At 37.3% G+C, this 22,190-nt stretch carries 18 protein-coding genes and 1 pseudogene; 15 read left to right on the forward strand and 4 right to left on the reverse strand.

Translation table 11 applies throughout. The annotated features are described in order from the left end of the window. The 13 genes from BWI92_RS15510 (at position 1) to BWI92_RS15565 (ending at position 14,966) form a co-directional block, all read left to right on the forward strand. Complete coding sequence (locus BWI92_RS15510; RefSeq protein WP_095164176.1) at positions 1 to 2,178, forward strand: hypothetical protein; 2,178 nt, start codon at positions 1 to 3, stop codon at positions 2,176 to 2,178. A 571-nt stretch (positions 2,179 to 2,749) separates the two neighbouring features. Beyond that, a complete protein-coding gene (locus tag BWI92_RS15515; protein WP_141234801.1) occupies positions 2,750 to 3,796 on the forward strand; it encodes an OmpA family protein in 1,047 nt (348 codons plus the stop codon). A gap of 244 nt (positions 3,797 to 4,040) precedes the next feature. Further along, on the forward strand, positions 4,041 to 6,881 hold the full coding sequence (locus BWI92_RS15520; protein WP_095164178.1) for a two-component regulator propeller domain-containing protein: 2,841 nt from the start codon (positions 4,041 to 4,043) through the stop codon (positions 6,879 to 6,881). Positions 6,882 to 7,098: 217 nt separating this feature from the next. Next, positions 7,099 to 7,821, forward strand: coding sequence for a LytTR family DNA-binding domain-containing protein (locus BWI92_RS15525; protein WP_095164179.1), 723 nt, complete (start codon positions 7,099 to 7,101; stop codon positions 7,819 to 7,821). A 358-nt stretch (positions 7,822 to 8,179) separates the two neighbouring features. Then, entirely contained in the window at positions 8,180 to 8,737 is a 558-nt protein-coding gene (locus BWI92_RS15530) for an RNA polymerase sigma factor (protein ID WP_229363169.1), read from the forward strand. 3 nt (positions 8,738 to 8,740) lie between these two features. Then, positions 8,741 to 10,150, forward strand: a complete 1,410-nt coding sequence (locus BWI92_RS15535) for a hypothetical protein (RefSeq protein WP_095164181.1) — start codon at positions 8,741 to 8,743, stop codon at positions 10,148 to 10,150. A 119-nt stretch (positions 10,151 to 10,269) separates the two neighbouring features. Then, positions 10,270 to 10,473 carry a hypothetical protein gene (locus tag BWI92_RS28275; protein WP_229363171.1) on the forward strand — a complete coding sequence of 68 codons (204 nt, stop codon included), beginning with the start codon at positions 10,270 to 10,272 and terminating at the stop codon, positions 10,471 to 10,473. A gap of 23 nt (positions 10,474 to 10,496) precedes the next feature. Beyond that, positions 10,497 to 10,721, forward strand: a complete 225-nt coding sequence (locus BWI92_RS28280) for a Rieske 2Fe-2S domain-containing protein (RefSeq protein ID WP_229363173.1) — start codon at positions 10,497 to 10,499, stop codon at positions 10,719 to 10,721. Between the two features lie 234 nt (positions 10,722 to 10,955). Continuing rightward, positions 10,956 to 11,870 (forward strand): DUF5777 family beta-barrel protein, encoded by a 915-nt coding sequence (locus BWI92_RS15545; protein ID WP_095164182.1) that lies wholly within the window; start codon positions 10,956 to 10,958, stop codon positions 11,868 to 11,870. Further along, positions 11,867 to 12,415, forward strand: coding sequence for a YceI family protein (locus BWI92_RS15550; RefSeq protein WP_229363175.1), 549 nt, complete (start codon positions 11,867 to 11,869; stop codon positions 12,413 to 12,415). The genes BWI92_RS15545 and BWI92_RS15550 overlap by 4 nt, the downstream gene beginning before the upstream one ends. Positions 12,416 to 12,417: 2 nt before the next feature. Further along, positions 12,418 to 13,182, forward strand: coding sequence for a c-type cytochrome domain-containing protein (locus tag BWI92_RS15555; protein ID WP_095164183.1), 765 nt, complete (start codon positions 12,418 to 12,420; stop codon positions 13,180 to 13,182). Between the two features lie 170 nt (positions 13,183 to 13,352). Next, entirely contained in the window at positions 13,353 to 13,964 is a 612-nt protein-coding gene (locus tag BWI92_RS15560; RefSeq protein ID WP_141234802.1) for a hypothetical protein, read from the forward strand. Positions 13,965 to 14,042: 78 nt separating this feature from the next. Further along, the gene (locus BWI92_RS15565; RefSeq protein ID WP_095164185.1) at positions 14,043 to 14,966 is read left to right on the forward strand and encodes a LysR family transcriptional regulator; all 924 of its coding nucleotides are present in this window, start codon (positions 14,043 to 14,045) and stop codon (positions 14,964 to 14,966) included. Between the two features lie 13 nt (positions 14,967 to 14,979). On the opposite strand, the gene BWI92_RS15570 is transcribed toward BWI92_RS15565, so the two are convergent. After that, positions 14,980 to 15,750, reverse strand: a complete 771-nt coding sequence (locus BWI92_RS15570; RefSeq protein WP_095164186.1) for a hypothetical protein — start codon at positions 15,748 to 15,750, stop codon at positions 14,980 to 14,982. Positions 15,751 to 16,303: 553 nt separating this feature from the next. On the opposite strand from BWI92_RS15570, the gene BWI92_RS15575 reads away from it, so the two are divergent. Further along, a complete protein-coding gene (locus BWI92_RS15575; protein ID WP_176464442.1) occupies positions 16,304 to 16,684 on the forward strand; it encodes a Dabb family protein in 381 nt (126 codons plus the stop codon). 130 nt (positions 16,685 to 16,814) lie between these two features. On the opposite strand, the gene BWI92_RS15580 is transcribed toward BWI92_RS15575, so the two are convergent. After that, a complete protein-coding gene (locus tag BWI92_RS15580; RefSeq protein WP_095164188.1) occupies positions 16,815 to 17,549 on the reverse strand; it encodes a DUF1080 domain-containing protein in 735 nt (244 codons plus the stop codon). A gap of 431 nt (positions 17,550 to 17,980) precedes the next feature. Then, positions 17,981 to 18,823 carry an aldo/keto reductase gene (locus tag BWI92_RS15585; RefSeq protein WP_095164189.1) on the reverse strand — a complete coding sequence of 281 codons (843 nt, stop codon included), beginning with the start codon at positions 18,821 to 18,823 and terminating at the stop codon, positions 17,981 to 17,983. Positions 18,824 to 19,048: 225 nt separating this feature from the next. Here BWI92_RS15585 and BWI92_RS15595 point away from each other — a divergent pair. Then, a pseudogene (locus BWI92_RS15595) lies at positions 19,049 to 20,682 on the forward strand (carboxylesterase/lipase family protein). A 69-nt stretch (positions 20,683 to 20,751) separates the two neighbouring features. Here the strand turns inward: BWI92_RS15595 and BWI92_RS15600 are convergent. Further along, complete coding sequence (locus BWI92_RS15600; RefSeq protein ID WP_229363177.1) at positions 20,752 to 21,936, reverse strand: DUF5690 family protein; 1,185 nt, start codon at positions 21,934 to 21,936, stop codon at positions 20,752 to 20,754. Between the last annotated feature and the right edge of the window lie 254 nt (positions 21,937 to 22,190).

A 22,190-nucleotide genomic window follows, 5' to 3' on the forward strand; every position in this document is an offset into this window, starting at 1 on the left:
ATGAAAAGACATTGTATTCTTTTTGCCATAATCGCTCTTTTTGTGCCTTCAGTTTTGAAGGCACAAACGAGCCCTCTTTCTGCCCTCTCTTCGCCAAAAGGGGTGTATGTTCGATTTAATGTTGACTACCTCGCTAATAAAGTGGTAGGTAAATCTAAATTTATTGTCAAAAGGAAAAAGCCCACTGACAATGCCTATAAAACTGTAGGAACGATGCAAATGGCTCAAAAATATGACGAAATTGCAGAAACTGTTGGCCGTAATGAGCTGAAAGATTTTGAAAGAATGAAAAAAATCACAGCGCCATCACAAACGATAGCCTTTTTCAACAGCAATCCAACCTACAAAAGTATCTCCTTGTTTGCCGAGCTAAAAATTGAGTTCTTACAAGCTTTCGGATTTGCTTTTTTGGATAACTCAGCCACCAAAAATGAGTTTTATAACTACGCTGTTTACGAGGTAATCAATAAACAAGAAACGCTTATTGGTGAAGCTGAGGTTTTTCATAATCCTAAAAACTATTTCTTGAAACAACTGACTCCTCAAATTTCTAAAATTTCAGGCACGGATACTTCTATTTTCTTTCAGTGGGAAATCCAAACACCTCAGTATGTAGATAACTCTGCCGAGCAGGTACGTTTGGCTAAGTTACTAGAAGATACCTTCAAGCAGGCACCAGACAATGGTAATCAGCGCGTCGATGAAACTACTTATCAAAAAGTAAAAGAGATTTACCTCAAAAATGAATCTCTATTGGCGGTGCACCCTGTGGATGAATTTTCGACAAGATTCAATGTGTATTATCGCAAAAATAACAATGCGTCTTGGATATTACTGGAAAAGAAAATCGCTAATGTAACACCAGAGGGTAAACAAATTCTTTTTGCTAGAATTGCAGGCAAACACGATGATTTGGTCGAAACTATGGTTATTCCCCAAGATGAAATCTATAATACTGGCGATACCTCTAAAATTGCCCGTGGTGTTATTGCTCACAATGGTAGCGTGGAGCTCATTTACAGCGTAACTGCTTCAGATTCTACTAATTCGATTATTTTGCAGTGGAAAAAACTTCCCAACAAGGCTTATTATTCAGGAATCGAAATTTCAAAAAGTAGTCCTGATATGCCACAAAAAGTAATTCAGGTATTACCTATATCAGCAACCAAATATGTAGATACAGAGGTATATCCAATGGGTACAATGTTTACCTATTTTGTACGTCCTGTGTTTATTCCTTTGCAAGACCTACAACAAGATATACCTGCTTCTGCTACAATGACTTGCGGTAAGTTTTCAAGACCTACTGCGCCATTTAATCTAACAGTGACTAATGAAGGTCCTCATGCAAGATTGAAATGGGAAATGGCGAACGAAAACCTAATTCATAGCTATTTTGTGTACAGAGGAACCAGTCCAAACAATATGCGCCCTATTCGCTCGGCAGTGAAAGAACGAGAATATTTGGATACAACAGGGTATCTGACAGGACGAGTAACTTATTATTATGCCATTATGGCCATCAATCCTACACAAGATACCAGTGACCTATCACCAAAGGTGATGTACACGCCTATCAAGAAAGAGAGCTTTCAAGCGCCAAGTTTTGTCAATTCAGAAATCATCAACGGAGAAGCACACCTAGCTTGGAATGATGTAAAACTTAATGATGACTTCATTGAAGGATATGTTGTACAACGTAAAATAAAAGGGGAAAAGGCCTTCAAAAATCTGCACTCAAAAGCCCTGAATTATGCTAACTTTATTGATACTACTTTTGAGCCAGGAATTGAATATTTGTATAGAGTAGCCGCAATATCTATCAAAAACGACACCTCGACTTTCACGCCCGAAACAGTTGTGAAAATAGAAAAGCCTAAAGATGTATTGAATGCTATTACGGATATTACCCTGAAAAATCTATCAAAAACCATTCGTATTTCGTGGCCAAGTGTGGAAGTTGGAGATGTAAAAGGCTATAAAATTTATAGAAAATTACCTACAGATGTGAATTTTAAAGTTATTGCAACACTTGCCAACGGCAACTTTGAATATGAGGATAATAAAGTGACTTCAAATACAATTTATGTGTATTCTGTTACGGTGTTAGACAGCAAAAATAACGAAAGCCCAATCGAGGAACGAAAATCAATTTATAGAGAACCTACCAAGCAATAAATATATTTGGTTGGACTTTCATCAATCAGTTATGGGCATTAGGCAAAATATTTCTAGGGTTTCCGAAGAAACATATTTACATTTTTTGCTTAATGCCCTTTAGGCACTAGCAACAGGCAATAGGCAAAGAGTGTTAAAATGTTTTTAATAACCAAAGACGTGCTTTTTCCCAAAGCCCACCGCCGAAAGCCGATACCTAAAAGCCTAAAATTAAATTCTATTTTGCTCACTAACTTAAGTAATCGTGCAGAATAAGATTTAAGTTTTTTGTTGAAGGCATAAGGCAACAGGCACAAGGCAAAGAGTGTTAAAATATTTTTTAGTAACGATGGATATATTTTTTGCCGAATGCCCAAAGCTGAAATCCGAAAGCTCAATAATTAAATTTTATTTTGCCTACTAACTTATCTTACAAATAACCATTTACTTTAAAGTATACAAATTTCATTTTAATAATAGCTTAAGTAGTACCCATAATCCTTTACTTTGAAAAATTACGGTACAACGAGGCTGATAACATCTTTATAATTTATTGAAGCTAGTGTTATTCAGAATCAACATATTCCTTTTTGTGATAAGCCTTTGTACAAGTACATGGGCTTTTGGCACTACCAAATACCTCGAAATAAAGATTATGGACGAGGCCTCAAGTATATTGGGGAATGCCAGCGTAACCATTCTGAATCGGGAGAAAAGCCATAATGTGCTTTTGAGAAAAGAAACCGAGGATGGCTCTGTTCAATTAGAAATAGAATACAACAGGGAGTATCATTTTTTAGTGCAAAGCGAGGGCTTTTTTGCATCTCATCTTTTCCTATCCTTCCAAGAAATCAAGAACCAATCTTTAGAAGGAGACATCCTAAACACTCAAAACACCAATATTCTTGTTTTGTCGAAAAACCAAATTGGGGTATTAATGAAACACATTCCTTATTTTACCTTTATGGCTAAAGACAAACATACGGGTGAGTACATTGAAGCCGAATACGCTATTCGCCTCAACAAGACAGGAGCCGTAAATGTTCGTAAAATGAAGCGTGGCGAACCTCTGGATTATCTTCCCGAAATGTTTTGTTCCTTTGAAGTATCGGTGCGAAAAGACAATTACCTTGAACATAGCGAAGAGTTTCTATATGACAAATTTTTCAAGGGCATGGAACATACTTTTGAACTACAGATAGACTCTACCAAGATACAAGTTCCCAAAGATACAACTCCTGTAATGCTGGTAAAAGAAGCGCTAAAACCTTTTATCCCTAAAATAATACCCCCCGCTCCAGATCTTGTTATTCCATTCGAACAAGGGAGTTTTTATCTGACCGCCGCAACACAGGAGCAATTGAACGGACTGATAACTCAACTACAAAATAACTCAACCGTTACCTTGCGGATTGTTGGAAGTCATGATGGCGTTGGTAGTGCCAAACTAAATAGCTATTTGGCTTATTTGAGAGCTGTCGTTATCCAAATATATCTTGATAATCATAGCCTTACAAATGTTAAGACTGTGGTTCAAACGATTACAAATCCTGAAACTGATATTCCCTTGGCGGCTCGGAGGGTAGCCAAAATCTATATCGAACAAGTGCATTCCCAAGATTTTATCTCTAAAAACTAAGTGATTTATCTAAAACAAATCATGCCATTATCAATTAAAAATCATGTACAACAAACTCCATAGATTGATGAAATACCACTTTGTAACTATACTTTTTTGTATACTTATAGCCCACATCCAATCTAGGGGACAATATTATTTATCTTCTAAGCAATATGGATTCTCGAGTGGACTAGGGCACCGCCATGTCAATTCATCGTTTATTGATTCAAAGGGTAAAAAAATTATCCTTACGGCCAATTCTATGGCATTTTTTGAAGGGAATACTTTCAAAACGATTTCTTACCCTGAAGCATTTTCGTCCAAAGGTTTCAATACTATTTGTGAAGACAATATGGGTAATTATTGGGTTTCTGAAGCCTTTGAATGGTTTTATTCATTCAACATCCGTCAGACCTATATCTATAATAACGAGAAATTTATTCCTTCAAAAAGTAAACTTCCTAGCTCAATTCAAATCGAGTCGATACTTTCAGACGAAAACAGATTACTGTTGATTGGGACAAAAACAGGTGAAGTCTATTCTTATTCTGCCAACAATAACAAACTTTCTTTACGAAAAAAAATAGGAAAATCTCCCATTAAATTGCTTTATGCCAAACAAAACAAAATTGTTTTTTGTGAAGAAAAAGGCACCCTTGAAGACGACAATATACAACTTATTAATTACACAGGAAAGGTTTTATTTCAGGAAAAACTTCTCCATAAATTTTGTGTATCAGTACAGTCTGTAGCAGATGAGCTATATGCGGTATTTGATGGACGTACTCAAATGGAAGTAGTCAAACTGGGTACGAATGTAAGCTTTTATTCATCCAAAAATCACTCTTATTCCTATTTGACAGGCTTGGTATATGAGCCCAAATTCAAATCGTTAATTTTTTACAATAACGATAAAATCTCTTTTTTAGGCGCTAATCTGGAAATCCTTTATACACACGATTTCCCTTTTTCGATTCATCATATCACGCCCGATGGTCATGGTAACTTATTTATGAGCACCGACAACGGTTTAGTGATTGTACGTATTCAAAAAGGGGTCATAAATACGCTTTTGTATAACCCCAATCCCGAAAACAACCAAGACAATTACTCTTGCCGTGAAATCTATAAATTGGACAAAAATACCCTCATTGTCAATACTAATCAATGCCGTCAGGTGGTGAATCTTCGAACAGGAAAATCTGAGAAATTGCCGACTCTAAATGCTAATGGTCAAAATGACTTTATCCTTTCAATTCTTCGTGATAAGCAAGGAACTCTCTGGTTTGGCGAACAGCAGCTCGTTACTACCGATTTGGTCACGAAGGTCAATCGTTCGTATTTTGCCAATTATGAAACAAGAATTTGGTCAATGACCGAGTATAAGCAAGGTCTATTGCTAGGTTTTGAGAAAAAAGGTATTGGCTATTTCGATAAGTCCAAAGGGAGTATTAACTATTTTGATGGCAAACAGCCCCAAGAGCTTGCCTCTGCAACGGTTTATGATTTTCTGAAACTTAAAGATAAAGTATTTATTGCTTCTTCTTCAGGACTTTATATACTTGAGAATAATGGCGACATAAAGCAAATTCCCTATCCTGTTGGACAAAAAAAGGCTACTTACGACATCAATATTTTTGATAAAAAGCAAGCCAATATGCTAAGCTTATCTACAGAAGAAGGCATTCTTTTATTGGATATGGCGACTTTGAAAGTGCGACAGTTTATTCAAGATAAACACTTTGCGAAAGTAAAATTTTTGTCTTGTTACGAAACACAAAACGGTTATTGGGCAAGTAGCGAACAAGGTATTTGGCATTTTGATAAAGGCGGAAACCTCCTTAAAATCTATACAGAATTAGACGGTCTAACCAACAACGAATGTAATACGTTGGCGCACTTTCAGGATGAGGAAGGTACGCTATACTTTGGCGGACTAAATGGTGTAAATATCATCAAACCTGAAGCGTTTGCCAACCAGCCTAAAGAAGGAGTTATGTTGATTCGTGATATTAGGATTTTTGACAAACAAGAATTAGTAAGTACGATTCCAGCCCTTAACGGGAATAATATCACCCTAAAGACTAGTGAAAACTCCATCGAGCTTGAAGCCGACTTTGATGATTATATGTATGATTGCGAAAAGCAATTTTACTATACTGTAGGACAAGAAGAAAAAAACTGGGCGCCTTTTGTCGCCAAAAACTTCCGAATAGATAACCTACCTTATGGCGAATCCCTGATTCATCTGAAGGTAGTTGCTTGTAATAATTTTGCGAATAGTAATATCCATACCATAAAAGTCTTTAGGGCATATCCTTTGTATTATCGCTGGTATTTTTGGGTAATGGTGGCTATGTTGATGGGTTTACTCATTTGGGGTGGCTTCCAACTATATGCCTATAATTATCGTATGCGCAACCTCAAACTGAAGGCCTTGGTAGACAGACAAACGGTAAGTTTGCACGAAAACTTAAAGTTTAGAGACGAGCTTCTCAAGCTATTAGTACACGACGTACGTCACCCAATTATTAGCTTTAACAACCTGACAGACAAGCTAAATTTGCTAATTCAAAAACAAGAATACGAACGACTTTCGTTGTTAGGAACCGAATCAAAGTCGCGCAGTGAGAATTTGCTATGGCTCATCGACAACCTGATTTTATGGATTCAGTCGACCAATAAAAACGAAACGGTTGTGTACCAAAACCATGATTTGATAGGTCTGATTCACAAAATCATTCGCTCTTATCAGAATGATATTTCAGTAAGAAACCTTACATTTGTAGTCGAACCAGAATCGTTTCTTGCTAAAATTGATGAAAAATTATTTGTGATTGCCATGCGTAATATCATATTCAACGCCATAGAATATGCTAAGCGCGATACAACTGTTCAAATCAAAATTAGTCGAAATACCCAACTCGTAGAAGTGACCTGCTACAATCTTGTAGGGCCCGACACACAACCACGAGCCGAGTCACGAGGATTGAAAATAGGATTAAGTGTTTTGAAAACTATTCTAGAGAAACAATCTATCGAGCTTTTTAACGATAAAGTAGATGATATTTATCTCACAAGATTAATTATTCCTGAAAAATAAATCTAAAAAGAGTGTATCAAACAAAACTGGTACACTTTTTTATTGTTATTAAAACCAAGGTTCATATTTACACGTATGTATATACGAGCCTTTACAAGAACTTCACAAAACAGTTATTCCCCAACATAACTAAGTATGTATTGCTCTTGATAGCTTTTAACACCCATTATTTAAAACATTTTGTGATTATTCGCATTAAGAATCCACTAGTTTATTTATGAACCCCATCTCTTGCTTAATCCTAGAAGATACGATTAGTGATCAACTAGACATAGAGCTTATACTACAGCACTATCCGATGATAGATGCCACTTATGTAAACACCCCAAAATCCTTTCTAACCGCCATCAAAGAAAATGATTATCAACTTTATTTCATGGATATTCACGTTTCTTCTGATATTACTGGCGTAGATTTGTTGGCCTCTGTCCGCAACTCTGGTGCTTGGGTGATACTCAACAGCTCGTACTTAACAGAAGAATATTATGAAGAATATAAAAAAATAGATTGCCGAAAATATTGTATTTCCAAACCCCTTAATCCCTTTTCTGTTAGAACAATCCTCGATGAGTTAGTCACTCAAACTACCAAAAATAATTCACTGGGCGATAGCACAGAGTTTATTATGGTGAAACAAGGGGATTATTTACACAAAATCAACATCGATTCGATTTTGTATTTCGAGTCCAGTGGGCATTTGGTCTATATCAAAACTAAAGAAGCTAAATACGCCACTTACGGGTCACTCAAACATTATGAGTCATTGATTCAAGGTAAAACTTTTGAAAAAATCAATCGAAATGTTATTATCAATTTGCTATTCGTTCAGAAGATTAATATTAAAGAAGATTTTATAGAAATTGACAACTCGTGTTTTTCCCTTAGTAGAATCCAGAAAAAAGAATTTATAGAAAAATTTGATAGACTTATACTTAAATAAATACTGAATGATGAGTTGTGAATGTAATTTTGGAATACTAGCATTTTACATTCACAATCAGATTATCTAGTTCAAGACTTAGTCTTGGACTTATTTTTTTTTACAGTTTATAAACTGAAGCAAAGGATAGTACGAGACAAAGTCTCGTACTAGGCAATAATGCAATCTTATTTTGTACGATAACTTAACTTACGCTCATCATTTTTAGTGATGCCCTTTACATCCTTTTCAAAATCATTTCAAATTCTGAAATGATTTTTTTTCTTGTACCCAACCATTCTCTCTTTACTTTCATCTTGTTGGTGTTCTGGTACTCCTATAAGCGTATGGTCCTATAATAACGAAAAATAGCCACATATTGAAGACACAAGAAGAAACCATAAAACGATGCTTAAAGGGAGATGAAACTGCCTTTAACACGCTATACCATCAATTTTCCTCTAAAATGATGGTGGTGTGTACGCGCTATTCGTCCGACTATGAATCAGCACAAGACCTACTTCAAGAAGGGTTTATTCGGGTGTTTCAACATTTACATCAATTCAAAAATGAAGGCTCTTTGGAAGGTTGGATTCGGCGAATTATCGTAAATCTGGCATTGGAAACTTATCGAAAAAATGTAAACCTTCGCAACCAAGCCGAGCTTCCGAGCGAATACGAATCAGAACACCCTTTGTCTGCCGAAGATATTTTGAGCCAGCTCAATGCCAATGAACTTTTGTCGTTGGTACAGCAGCTTCCTCCTACCTACCGACTGGTGTTTAACCTTTATGAGTTTGAAGGAGCCAAGCACCACGAAATAGCTCAACAATTGGGCATATCAGAAGGCACTTCCAAATCCAATTTACATGATGCCAAAAAACTTTTACAAAAATGGGTTTCAAAATTGATGTACGATAACAATAATCATATATAAGCCATGAGCGAGCAAAAATCAAATGATATAGGAAAGGTTTTTCGATCGGCAATAGATGGTCTATCGATGACACCTCCCAAGGCCGTCTGGGAAAATCTACGGATGGTAGCACTACAAACACAACTACTTCGATATCAAACTATTAATCGTTGGCTGACAGTATATGCTAGTATTGTCACATTATTACTTGGTGGCTCTATTGTTGAGCATTTTTCCCATAATGAGGTGGAATATCTTATACCGTCAAAAACTAAATTGGTGTATCAAACTCGAGTGATTCATGATACCATTACGCTATCTAAAATAGTGTACAAAAACCTCGAAAAGCCCTCGGATATCTTGGATAAAATTTCAAAAGATGCACAAGAAACAGATGATGATACACAGATAAGTCATGTATTACACAAATCCACTAATAGCCTTAACCCATTAGCGTATGATTCAACTTTTATCATTAAAACAAACCATACCATTGCCGATTCAGCTTTTATTCAACCTTATAACATCGAACATACTGATGTAGTACATCAAGCAACCATTACTAATACAATTGGTTCAAAACCATATAATCCATTTATCTCTCATATACCATTAGCTACGATACCATATTTGTCATTCAAATCACGAAATATACCAGCTGAAAAGCCTCCAAAATTGAAGATTCCGCTCAAGAATCGACTTTCGGTTTCGGCATTTTATGCACCAGAATTGGGAGATTTGACAGTATATCGCTCTACTCCAGATGCTTTCAATTATGGAAATGAAATCATCGAAAAGGCTTACACTTGGGGCTTTAGAGCAAGTATCGACCTTTCGCCTAGGGTTTCGATTTCTACTGGTATTCAGTTGAGTACCATTCAGTTTGCTGGCACCGTTCGCAAGTCGTCTATTCAACCTGAATTGGTGAATGGACAACTGCAATATTTGTACAAAACCGTATTTGGAGTTGCTAATATTCCTACCGAAGAAATGACTACTACGCCAGCAATTGGAAACCCTATTTCAGTAGAAATGGAAGATGAGCACTCTGTTAGTTTCGTCAATATACCTTTATCATTGAAATATAATGCATTTTCGTTAAAACTTACCAAAGGCACTCGTAATCAGCGATATATGAGTTTGTATGGCATTGGAGGTATCAACTATCATATGCCAAGTAGTCAAATTATGAATATTGAGGTGTATGAATCTGATGGGCATGACTATTACACTACGCTTCGTAATTTTAGTAATACAAGTCCCTATTGGAGTTATCAGTTTGGCATTGGGGCTGAACTAGAACTAGGTCGAAACTCCAGTATGTGGATAGAGCCATACTACCAACGTAATATTAATAGCTTTGTTAGGGACTTGCCATTACAATCTTACCTTCAAAACACAGGAGTAAGAATAGGGCTTAAATGGCATTTTTAAAGTTTATTAGCATGGTAATTTAAAAAAATTATCATGCTACCCAACCATTTTGCAGCAAATACATCTTGTATATAGAAAGGCATTTTATATCTTATAACAAAACAAAATCACAAGAAACTATGACTACTAATCACGCTGAAAAAATCAACAGAAATGAGTTTTTGAAAAGCCTTGGCTTGAAAGGCGCTGCCCTATTTGCTGTGTACTGTACTGGTTCTGCACTAAGCTCATGTCAAAATGAAAGTAACATAACCCCAGACCCAACAGGCGAATTACTTAAAATTGATTTGACCACAACTGCAGCTGCAGCATTAAAAATGTAGGAGGATATATCCGCCAAAACAACGTGGTTCTTGCCAAAGTTAGCGCCACCGAATATGTAGCCGTAACACAAACTTGTAGTCATGAAGGTAAAAAAGAAATTGTGTATATGAACAGCCAATTTTATTGCACTGCACATGGCGCTGCTTTTAGCAAAACAGGTGCTGGACTCAATAGCAACGCTCGTTCTGGAATTAAAGTTTTTCAAGTGAGTATTGCTGGAAATATCCTTACAGTGACCAACAACTAGGAATAATCTTGAATTGTGAGTGGTGAATTGTGAATGTAGAATCGTTCTTGCCTAAAATAAGATTGCATTGTTGAGCTTTCGGCAATCAGCCATGGGCACTCGCTAAAAAGTTTCTATGGTTTCCTAAGAAGCATATTTAAACTTTTAGCTTACGGTTTAAAGCCTGTTACATACCATTTACCGATCAATATTTAGTACAGTAAAAATCTTTTTTACCTACGTAAAATCAAATATATGAAACGCTGCTTTTTAATTTTAGGGCTTTGGCTCTATGGCACCGCTATGTCTTTTGGGCAAGATTACTTACTGGCAGAACTCTCAAAAGCGCAAAAAGATATACCCATTTATACCACTGCTACTTTCAAATCTACTCGTTTGGTAAGTGGGCATTCTATCGAGACTATTGCTGCTAAACATCTGGATTTCAGGATTTCACATAGATTTGGAGCTATCAATTCAGGTTTTAATGAACTATTCGGTCTCGACCAGTCTACTATTAGACTCGGCTTGGAGTATGGCGTTACCGACCGATTGACTGTTGGCTTGGGACGCTCTAGCTACGAAAAAGTATATGATTATTATGCAAAGTATAAGTTACTCCGTCAATCGTCGGGAAGTCAAAATATACCTGTCACTGTAACAGGACTGGTAGCGGCTTATACTACTACTCAAAACACGATGCCCACTAGGCAATATTTCAATAATCTCGAACGCCAGAGTTATTGTGCTCAACTATTGGTAGCTCGTAAGTTTGGCGAAAAACTTTCTTTGCAGGTTTCTCCAACGGTACTACATCGCAACAAATCCGAAACACCTACCGATGCCAATACCCTTTACAGCGTAGGCATGGGAGGACGTTTCAAGTTGAGCCGCCGAACCTCTCTGAATGCCGAATATTACTATACGTTACCAGCATTTAGTAAAGCTGACTTGAGCCGAGATGCACAATTCACCAATGCGCTATCTATTGGATTTGATATAGAAACTGGCGGACACGTTTTTCAATTGCATTTGTCCAATTCCAAAGGTATGACCGAAAGAGCCTTGATAGGACAAACGACTGGTCAATGGAGCATGGGAGATATTTTTTATGGATTCAATATTTCGAGAGTATTTAGTTTTGATAAACAAAAAAATCAACACCAATGAGAACCATCATTCTTATGAGTTTGTGCCTACTAGGATTAGTGGGTAAAACACAAGCGCAGGTATATATGACCACCACGGGGCTAACACAGATTTTTTCTGAAACACCTATGGAAAATATCAGCGCAGATAATAAGGTCGTTTCGGCAGCATTAAATACTGCTACCAAAGATGTGGCTGTGCGAATTCAGGTGATTGGGTTCAAATTTCCCAATAAGTTAATGGAAGAACATTTTAATGAAAATTATATGGAAACAGAAAAGTTTCCCACGAGTAGCTTCAAAGGAAAAATCATAGATGTTATTGATTTTCAGAAAAGTGGAACTTATGAAGTCAACATCAAAGGTGTATTGGAAATGCACGGAGTAAAACAGGAAAAAACGATAAAAGCAAAGCTTCAAATTGGATCTGACAAAATTGTGGTAGATGCTCCTTTTGATGTCAAACTAGCAGATTTTAAAGTAGACGTTCCCAAATTAGTTTTTGAAAAAATTGCGGAAGTTATTTCTGTAAAAAACCGTTTTATTCTTTTACCCAAAACTCAATAGTTATGAACATGTTGAAAAGCAGTATAATTCTAGGCATCACTATGGGAGGGTTAATTGCCTGTCAAAATATCAAAGGAGACCCATCGCCGACTGACTCTGTCAACAGTACGGGTACGGTAGATACTACTGGCACTTCAAACAATGCCTCAAATACGGGCACTTCCACCTTACAATGCGGTACTACAGGAAGCAATGCCTCCAAAGGCGATTCAGTCTGTTTTACGACACAGATATTGCCTTTTTTTGTAAGTAATTGTGCAACAAGTGGTTGTCATGATTCCAAAACGCATGCTGATGGTTATGATTTAACTTCATATACAAAAATCATGAAAGGTATAACGGCAGGTAGTCCTAGCAAAAGTAAGTTATACACGGTAATGCTTCGCACTGACAATGAGCGTATGCCACCGCCACCCGCACAGCCTTTATCAAAAACACAAACAGATTTAATTGCCAAATGGATTACCCAAGGAGCTAGAGAGGTAAATTGTGCAGTGGTAGTCGATACACAAAATGTTACTTTTTCAAAAACCATTATGCCACTCCTAACCACCAACTGTGTGGGATGTCACAAAACAGGAAGTTTGTCGGGAGGCGTGAGTTTAGAAAATTATGCACAGGTAAAAAGCTATGTAGACAGCAAACGTCTCTGGGGCTCCTTGAATTCCTTGATGGGTTACTCGCCTATGCCGCCTATTGGTAAGCTAACGGATTGCCAATTGACTGTTGTAAAAAAATGGATAGATGCAGGTGCCAAGAATGATTAGGCAACGAATTTATACTCAATAATATATCTAACCAAAGCAAGGAAGCGTTTTAACACTTAGAGTCAATTGATGAGGTGGCATAGTATTTGAGGTTTTACTCAAAAAGCACCCCCTAAGTGTTAATCCTTGCATTGGTTATGAGTATGAGAAATAGGTTTAAATATATAGTATTGACGTTATTACTTCTTTTGGGAGTATCTTCTATAAAAGCGCAAACTACCCCTCAAATTTTTTATAAAATAGAATACAAAAGCGATGGTTGGTTTTACGCTTCTATGAAATCTAGCGCTAATTTGACCAATAGTAGTACGACTACATTGAACAAAATTACGGAAATGCAATTTACGATTGTAGCGCCGATTGGTACTTTTGCCAATATCAAAAATCTGACTGGAACCCTACCCCTGCAAGACGGTGTTGGTTCTTCGGTATGGGGAAAGCAATCTAAAACCAACGCTACCAACGAGTATATTTATTTCTATGCTTTGGGTATTCCAACTGTACAAAGCATCACTGCCAACGTGGATGTGCCCATGTTCAAATTCCAGCTAACTACTTGTACAGGCTCATTACGTTTGTATCGTAACGTTGCAGATGCATCGGGAGCAGCAGACGTACAAGTATTAAATTCTGCCAACTCTATGTTTATGCCTTCAATTGGTTTAGCCATGGTAAATGCCTACAAAGGCAACTACGGAACAGAAGCCAATTGTAATCCTATTGTATGTAACCCCGTGATTTGTCAGCCCTTAACCATAGTAAAGAGGATTTCCACAAAATAACTTCTTGATAGAGAATAATTTCTTTTGTAGTTAAAGGGACTTTTTACTGTATTTTTGTTAAAAATATCCGAATCCCTCATGAATTATACGCTACATCAGCTCCAAGTATTTTTGACAATTACGCAAACTCAAAGTATTACAAAAGCCGCCGAAGAACTGCATTTAAGTCAGCCTGCGGTATCTATTCAATTGCGTAATTTTCAAGAACAGTTTGCTATTCCTCTCACCGAAGTAGTTGGACGAAGACTTTTTGTGACTGACTTTGGAAAAGAAATTGCCATTGCTGCCGAGCGTATCCTCAACGAAGTTCATGCGATTAATCACAAAACGTCTGCTTACAAAGGGCAGCTTACTGGTAAATTAAAAATATCGGTTGTATCCACAGGAAAATATATTATCCCCTATTTCTTAAATGATTTTTTGAAGAAAAATCAAGGAGTCGAACTCAAGCTAGATGTGACCAACAAAATGAAAGTAGTTGAAAGTTTGGAGCATAATGAAGTAGATTTCTCCTTGGTTTCGGTACTTCCTATGCATCTTCAGATCGAGAAAATCGATTTGATGTCCAACAAACTCTATTTGATTGGTAACACAGAGGAACAATTTAATGATTCTTTCTATGAAACTTCGCTATTAGACTCGCTCCCACTGATTTATCGTGAGTATGGCTCAGGCACGCGCCACGTTATGGAAGCGTATGTACAGGAAAACAAACTGCCGATTCATAAAAAAATGGAACTCACTTCTAATGAGGCCGTTAAGCAAGCTGTTTTGGCAGGGTTAGGCTATTCGATTATGCCGCTGATTGGTATTAAAAACGAACTATCAAATGGCGATTTACAAATAATTCCTGTCAAAGGTTTTCCTATCCAGAGCACTTGGCATATTATTTGGCTAAAGGGTAAAAACTTCTCACCTGTGGCAAAAGCATTTCTCAACTTTATTACTCAGGAAAGGTCTAGTATTATCAATGAAAAATTTGGTTGGTGTAATCAATATTAGGGTATTACAACAATTATTTCCCTCTTTCAAACCAAATCACAATATCATCACCTCCAACAGGATAAGACATTTGCATTAGCGGCGCCGACGACGTATAACGAATAAAGACATCGCCTCTCAATGAGCTATTGGGCGCTATGACATTTTTAAGGAACGTTTGCTGTTGCCATACATCCTTTTGGGAAGAGTATTGGTCCATTCTTGAATAATATACGCTTCGGTCTACAGCGCCTTTGGTCAATCCAATTCTCAACATACTTTCTCCCAAAGCCATCGTATTTCTGACTGAGGCAGCTTCTCGATAACCTGATGATTTTGTTGCCCCTGCTACGAGTGTAACGGCACCTGCAATGGCCAAAATCGTATTCACTGTTTTGGCAGTTTTAAGCCTTCTTTCCTCTTTGACCATTCTGTTGTCTAGCTTAATGATTTCCTCAGTGGGATCTATTGCCAAATAACCTACCTGCTCTTGCTCACGATAAAAATAAGGTGTTTTGTCTTCGTTGAGAGGCGTCAATCTAAAATCCTTTGGACTCACCAACAAGTCATGATTAGTATTATTGAACACTTCAACGTCAAACACGGCATAGTCTTGATACAAGCCAACAAATGACGCAACGACATCAACACTATCTTTTGATTCTTTTACAATAGTACGTCCATCGATGACAGTGCTATTGGTAGCACCGAAGGGTTCAAGATTAAAAACTTTAGTAGGTGTGCATCCTGTCATCATTCCTACTGTGATTACAACAATGGTATATAAATAGGTTAACTTTTTCATGAGATTTAAAAGGTTATTTTATTGAAGACCACCAAGAAGCATTTTCCCCCTAAAAGATGAATCATTTAGATATAATAATTTTTTCTTCCGAGAAATAAGTCAAGTATCCCAAATTGTTAAATACTCTAGTTACCTTAGTTAAATTTTACGTATTAATGCAAAATAAAATTGCATTAATACGCTCTAGGCTGTAAGCCGTAGGCGTTAGGCAAGCACAACTTTTTGCTTATGGAATATAGCTTAATGCCTATTACGGGTAAAATTTATCTAATTTTGTGTTTTAGGGACAAGGCAGCAGGCACAAGGCAAAGAGTGTTAAAATGTTTTTAACGACCACGGACATGCATTTTTCCCATAGCCCACCGCCGAAAGCCGATACCTGAAAGCTTGAAGCACAATTTTAAACTTTATTTTGCGTACTAACTTAAGTAATCGTGCAAAATAATATTTAATCAACAGAAGATGTAATATGCTGATAATTAAAATTTTACATTCACAATTCACAACTCTCAATTCAGCACTAATACTTAAGTTAACTAATAAATTATATTCTATGCTCCTCAAAATCATAACCCTTGCAACCTGTTTGACTTGGAACAAAGGTCCAGAACCTGCGCCAAAAACAATTCCTGCCAAAGGACTACTACGCCATGTAGTTGTGGTAACATTCAAGACTAATACTTCTATGGACTTGATACGAAAAGTTGATATTTCGTTCAAAAACTTATCTAAATTATCTATGGTAAAAAGCTATGAATGGGGAATTGTGAAGGATGATAAAAACACGAATAAAGTAAAGCATGTTTACGTTACTACTTTCAAAAGCCAAAAAGAAGAAGATGCCTATGGCAAATCACCCGAACACCAGAAACATATTAAACTAGGTGCTGAGAATATCGAGTCTGTGGAAGCCATAGACTATTTCTTACCCTAATTGAGTGAGTTGGTAATGAGGGTTAAATTTCACTGAACTCCCAAGTGGAAATGGATATAGGCTTTGTTGAGAAAAGCCTAAAAACAAAAAATCCCAAAGTAGCTAGTACTTTGGGATTCATGCTATCTTACTATTGCAATTCTTTTATTTTGATATTTTTAAAGGCTATTCCTTTTGACCAATCTTGTAAAGCAATGCGTCCTTTTACCGTTTTGCCGAAAGTAGAGAAGTATTTAAAATTACTTTTGGCAACTAGGTCTTTCCAATCTTTTGAGGTCAAATCTTGTTCTGCTGTCAAAACGCCATTAAGATAAAACTCTATTTTTCCGTTGACTTGCTTAATTCGAGACTCATTCCATTCGCCAGCGGGTTTGGTTACTGCGGCATTTTTCTGAGGGAAAAATCCATATAAACATCCTGCTCTTTTTTTGACATTGGCTTCGTAGTCATCATGCTTGGTATCGAGCAATTGATATTCTGGACCAGTAGACCATGCGGTTGGATTACTTTCTTTTTCGACTACATTAAAAAATACACCACTGTTTCCGCCTACGGTAATTTTCCATTCAAAACGTAAATCAAAATTCTGGTATTCTTTGTCAGTGACCAAATCGCCATGCTCTACCGTAAAAGTATCGGGCTTGCAATACAATTCATTGTTTTGGATAATCCATGCCGTCGGGATTTTGCCTTTGTTGTACAAATGCCACCCGTTGGTAGTTTTACCATCAAACAGCAATGTCCATCCCTCTTTCTTTTCTTGTTCTGAAAGTTGATTGGGCTCGTTGTTGGTTCCTACAAACGACGAAAGTCCTAAGGTAGCAATACCCAAAGTAGCCACCGACTTAATAAAGAAATTTTTCATAGTATATAATTAAAATTGGATAGTAATAAGTAATCGAGCAGAATAATATTTAAGTTATGTGTTTAGGGACAAGGCAACAGGCACAAGGCACAGAGTGTTAAAATGTTTTTATTAATCACAGCTATGCTTTTTTCCAAAGCCCACCGCCGAAAGCTGATACCTGAATGCCTTAGGCACAAAAATTAAATTCTATTTTGCCCACTAACTTAAGTAGGAAGACGTTATTAGTTAATAGTATATTGGTTATTTGAAGATATTCACAATCAAAAGGTTATAGTCAAATTGCACATATACTATTAATTTAATTTCACCCGCAATAGGCATTAAGCTATACGCCATAAGCCAAAAGTTAAATGTTTTTTCATGAAAAAATTTAAGCTTTTTTGCCTAATGCCTATGGCTTACAGCCTAAAGCATATTGATGTAATTTACTAAAAATCAACTTGATCTGGGTCTAATCCAGAACCGCCACAATAGGGCATTTGGTTGATAGTCTGCATATCTTCAGCACTGATTTCAAAATCAAAAACCAGTTTATTCTCGTCGATACGACTTGGGGTTACTGATTTTGGTAATGGTAAAGTTCCGTTTTGTAAACACCAACGCACGCATAGTTGAGCAACTGACTTGCTATATTTTGCGGCAATCTGTACCAAGGTTGCGTTAGTCAGCATTTTACCTGTACCGAGCGGACTCCAAGCTTGCACCAAAATATTATTTTGCTGACAAAGCTCCACCACTTCAGCTTGACGATGACCTGGGTGAAACTCGATTTGGTTGACCATTGGTGCTATTTCGACTGTTTTCAACAACGCTTGCAAGTGATTTACCATAAAGTTACTCACCCCAATAGCTTTAATGTATCCTTCTTTGTATAAGTCTTCCAACGCACGCCAAGTTTCGGCATTGATACTTTGCCAGTTAGCAAACTGTTTACTATTGGCTGGCCAGTGAATCAAATACAAATCCAAATAGTCGAGTTGTAAGTCGTTCAAGGTTTTGGAAAAAGCCTTTTTAGTTGACTCATAACCACGGTCGGAGTTCCATACTTTGCTGGTAATGAACAACTTTTCGCGAGCTACACCACTTTCCTTGATGGCTTGTCCGATACTTTTCTCATTACCGTATATCGCAGCTGTGTCAATATGTGTATAGCCTGATTCAATGGCATACTTTACTGAACTGATCGCCACATCTCCATTGGGAGTTTGCCAAGTGCCAAATCCGATACTTGGGATAGATAATTGATTGGATAAAATGAATTGTTCTTGCATAAATTAGATGGGGAAAACATAAGTTTGAGTTTCGGCAATCGCCAAATTTATAACTGGGAGAATTACAAATAAGGTTTCATTGAGGTAAAATAAACTTTTAGCAAAGTTCCTATAATTATTCAAAACACTAATAACTTTTAGTATTAAATTGAAAAATAATAGGATTTTTTCAAAAAAGCTTTTATTATTGTCACAGAGTGAGACAATAGAACATTTATCCAATCCATGAAAAAACATCTGACTATCCTAGCAAGCGTACTTTGCTTAGCAACAAGCACGATGATTGCTCAAACCAATTTTAATTTTCCAGTTCAAACTTCCATCGACAATGGCGTTATTGAAGGAAACTTTGATACTCAAACAGGTATTCAAACCTACTTCGGAATACCCTTTGCCAAGCCTCCAGTAGGTCAGTTGCGTTGGAAAGCGCCACAGCCTATAGACAATTGGACAGGCGTAAAAGAGACTAAAAAGTTTGGACCAAGACCCGTTCAAGCGATTGTTTTTGGTGATATGGCTTCACGCTCAAATGGTTTGAGTGAAGACTGTTTGTATCTCAATGTTTGGACACCAGCTAAGCGCAATACCAAAGATTTACCAGTGTTGGTGTATTTCTATGGCGGTGGTAATGTAGCAGGTGACGGTTCTGAGCCTCGTTATGATGGTGGTACTATGGCAAAAAAGGTATTGTGGTAGTAACTTGTAACTACCGTTTGAATATCTTCGGTAATTTTGCCCATCCAGAATTGAGCGCAGAATCGCCATACAAAGGTTCTGGAAACTATGGCTATTTGGATCAAGTAGCGGCTTTGCAATGGGTAAAACGTAATATTGCTAAGTTTGGAGGAAATCCAAACCAAGTGACTATTGCTGGTGAGTCAGCAGGCTCTATTGCAGTGAGTTATCAAATGGGTTCTCCTTTATCAAAAGGTTTATTCCATGGAGCTATCGGCGAAAGTGGAGCGGGAATTAACCCCACCATGGCACCTGTAACTTTGGCAGAGGCTGAAAAACAAGGGGCTGATTTTGCTAAAAGTGCTGGCGTACCAAATTTGAAGCAATTGCGTGCCATGAGTACACGTGAGTTGTATGAAATCTATAACGAATCTAAGCGATTTGGTTTTCCAGTGGTGTTAGATGGGCATTTTTTACCAAAAACTTTACCACAAATTTTTGAAGCCAAACAACAAGCGCAAGTACCTCTTTTATTGGGTTGGAACTCAGCCGAAATTCCTGGGATGGCATTTATGTTGGGACAGCCTTATACGACTGAGAAGTTTATCGAACGTGTGAAAAAGGAATATCCAAACGATGCAGACAAAGTTTTGGCCTTGTATCCTCATACTACAGAAAAAGAAGTAGAGTTGTCAGCGACACAGTTGGCATCTGACCGTTTTATCTCTTACAGTACTTGGAAATGGTTTGATTTGCACAGAAATAACTCTTCGCAACCTGTTTACCGTTATTTGTACAGCAAGGTTCGTCCGCCATTGGTTGATCAATCCTTAGCTTCAGGTTTGGCTGGTGGTACTGTCAAAAAAGAAGGTGCTCCCAAAGCTCCAGAACCAGTAGGAGCGCCACATGCTTGCGAAATCGAATATTGTATGGGCAACCTCCATTTGATTAAGGATTACGCTTGGACAGCCGACGACTATAAAGTATCGGATACTATGTCTAATTTCTTTGCCAACTTTATCAAAGCAGGTAATCCAAACGGCGATAAATTACCAGAGTGGCCAGCAGCCAAAGCAGGTGACAAACAACCTCCTGTGATGATTATTGATGTAAACTCAAGAGCCGAAAAATCAACTATCGAACCTCGATATGATTTCTTGGATGCTAGTTATATGAAGAAATAACAGTGATTTTCGGCTATGAGTTATCAGTTTTTGGAAAATATTCTCCACTAATAGCCCATAGCCGAATACTTAAAGTCTATGCTGATATTTTTTATGCAAATACCCAATAGATAGCCCTACCAACAAAATATAAATAGCTGAAATAGCGTAGGATAATGAGATAAAGAAGTCCAAATAATTGATACTTTTCTGGAAAAAGTTTTTGTAAAAAAGCACTAAAATACTTCCCAAATACGCATAGTAATCGGCCAATGTGATAAGAAAACCTATGGTTCCTGAGCGCTGAAAAGATGCAATCATTCTCTCAAAATACAAACTATTACACATCGAATACGCTACATAAACGCCAAAGCCCAAAAGCGTTAGCCAAACCACAGGACCGATTACATGAGCTTGAAACAAAAATGTACTCAAGCCGATAAATATTCCTCCCAATAACATCAAAATCTCAATCAAGAAAAAAGCTTGATAATTATTTTTTATCCATCTCATCGAAGCCATCAATAACAATACAGCAACGGCAATAGGTGTTTCAGTCTGCGTAAAAATGGCTGAATTATTGGCGTATCCCAGCAGTTTCCAGATTTCAGGAGTAAAGTTATCCCTAAATTCACGGAAGGTTGTGAGCACAATATATGAAATGACAAAAATGCTGAGACTGAAAAAGAATTCCTTCACAAAAGCTTTTCTATCCTCTTTTTGCATCGGTTTTCTTATGGTTCTGCTAACAATATCCTCTGCATTAGGCGCAGGAATTTTCCCCATCAAGGTAGCACAAATAACAAAAGGAATAAACATAATTGCACAAGCGACAAACGGCATCCAAAATTCTGTAATTCCCCACGTACTCATCACCCATTTTCCAATACTTTTGGCAAAACCAGAGCCCATAATAAACGAAGCTGTGAGTACTGCTACCAGCAAATCTGTACTGCGTCGCCCTTCCAAAAATCCCAAAATTGTGCCATAAACCATACCTAAAGGCAAACTCGCCAAAAAGATAAAAATCAGGTTATAAGGTGCAGGTGTCAACGCAAAAAGCAGATAGGCCAACCACGATAACGCCAACATCAGAATCAGACTCTTAGACCGATCTTCGGGAAGCATTTCAGAAACATATTTCACCCCTAATCCTTTCGAAACGGCAAAGCCCAGCACCTGAGCTGTAATCATCAATATCTTGAATTGAATACCAAAAAAATCCAATCTTCGTAGGTGGCTGCCGTATAAGCTCGTCGGAAGGGATAAAAGCATAAGTAGGTAAAAAATGCCGTCAGGGAAGCAAATACTTGAAAAGCCAGCGAATTTCGTTGAAGTGTAATTTGTAATTTTTGAAGCATAATTAGTTCAGATGAAAATACAAGGTTTGTGGATGGTCAATAACTAAAGATAAGATTTTGCGCCATAACACCAAAATTATCTGTAGGCTTCAGAGCTCTCAAAGCACCTTTCACCTGTCCTGAACTATCCTTTCAATAACCTCATGAAGCAGGACGGCCATATGAAAA

This window comes from Flectobacillus sp. BAB-3569 (assembly GCF_002270355.1).
In the GTDB taxonomy this organism is placed as follows: Bacteria; Bacteroidota; Bacteroidia; order Cytophagales; family Spirosomataceae; genus Flectobacillus; species Flectobacillus roseus.

Excerpts from the sequence above, each read along its gene's own strand:
- BWI92_RS15510 (WP_095164176.1), top strand. The coding sequence starts at position 1 with ATGAAAAGACATTGTATTCTTTTTGCCATAATCGCTCTTTTTGTGCCT.
- BWI92_RS15520 (WP_095164178.1), top strand. The coding sequence starts at position 4,041 with ATGGCATTTTTTGAAGGGAATACTTTCAAAACGATTTCTTACCCTGAA.
- BWI92_RS15525 (WP_095164179.1), top strand. The coding sequence starts at position 7,099 with ATGAACCCCATCTCTTGCTTAATCCTAGAAGATACGATTAGTGATCAA.
- BWI92_RS15535 (WP_095164181.1), top strand. The coding sequence starts at position 8,741 with ATGAGCGAGCAAAAATCAAATGATATAGGAAAGGTTTTTCGATCGGCA.
- BWI92_RS28275 (WP_229363171.1), top strand. The coding sequence starts at position 10,270 with ATGACTACTAATCACGCTGAAAAAATCAACAGAAATGAGTTTTTGAAA.
- BWI92_RS15545 (WP_095164182.1), top strand. The coding sequence starts at position 10,956 with ATGAAACGCTGCTTTTTAATTTTAGGGCTTTGGCTCTATGGCACCGCT.
- BWI92_RS15550 (WP_229363175.1), top strand. The coding sequence starts at position 11,867 with ATGAGAACCATCATTCTTATGAGTTTGTGCCTACTAGGATTAGTGGGT.
- BWI92_RS15555 (WP_095164183.1), top strand. The coding sequence starts at position 12,418 with ATGAACATGTTGAAAAGCAGTATAATTCTAGGCATCACTATGGGAGGG.
- BWI92_RS15565 (WP_095164185.1), top strand. The coding sequence starts at position 14,043 with ATGAATTATACGCTACATCAGCTCCAAGTATTTTTGACAATTACGCAA.
- BWI92_RS15570 (WP_095164186.1), bottom strand. The coding sequence starts at position 15,750 with ATGAAAAAGTTAACCTATTTATATACCATTGTTGTAATCACAGTAGGA.
- BWI92_RS15575 (WP_176464442.1), top strand. The coding sequence starts at position 16,304 with ATGCTCCTCAAAATCATAACCCTTGCAACCTGTTTGACTTGGAACAAA.
- BWI92_RS15580 (WP_095164188.1), bottom strand. The coding sequence starts at position 17,549 with ATGAAAAATTTCTTTATTAAGTCGGTGGCTACTTTGGGTATTGCTACC.
- BWI92_RS15585 (WP_095164189.1), bottom strand. The coding sequence starts at position 18,823 with ATGCAAGAACAATTCATTTTATCCAATCAATTATCTATCCCAAGTATC.
- BWI92_RS15600 (WP_229363177.1), bottom strand. The coding sequence starts at position 21,936 with ATGCTTTTATCCCTTCCGACGAGCTTATACGGCAGCCACCTACGAAGA.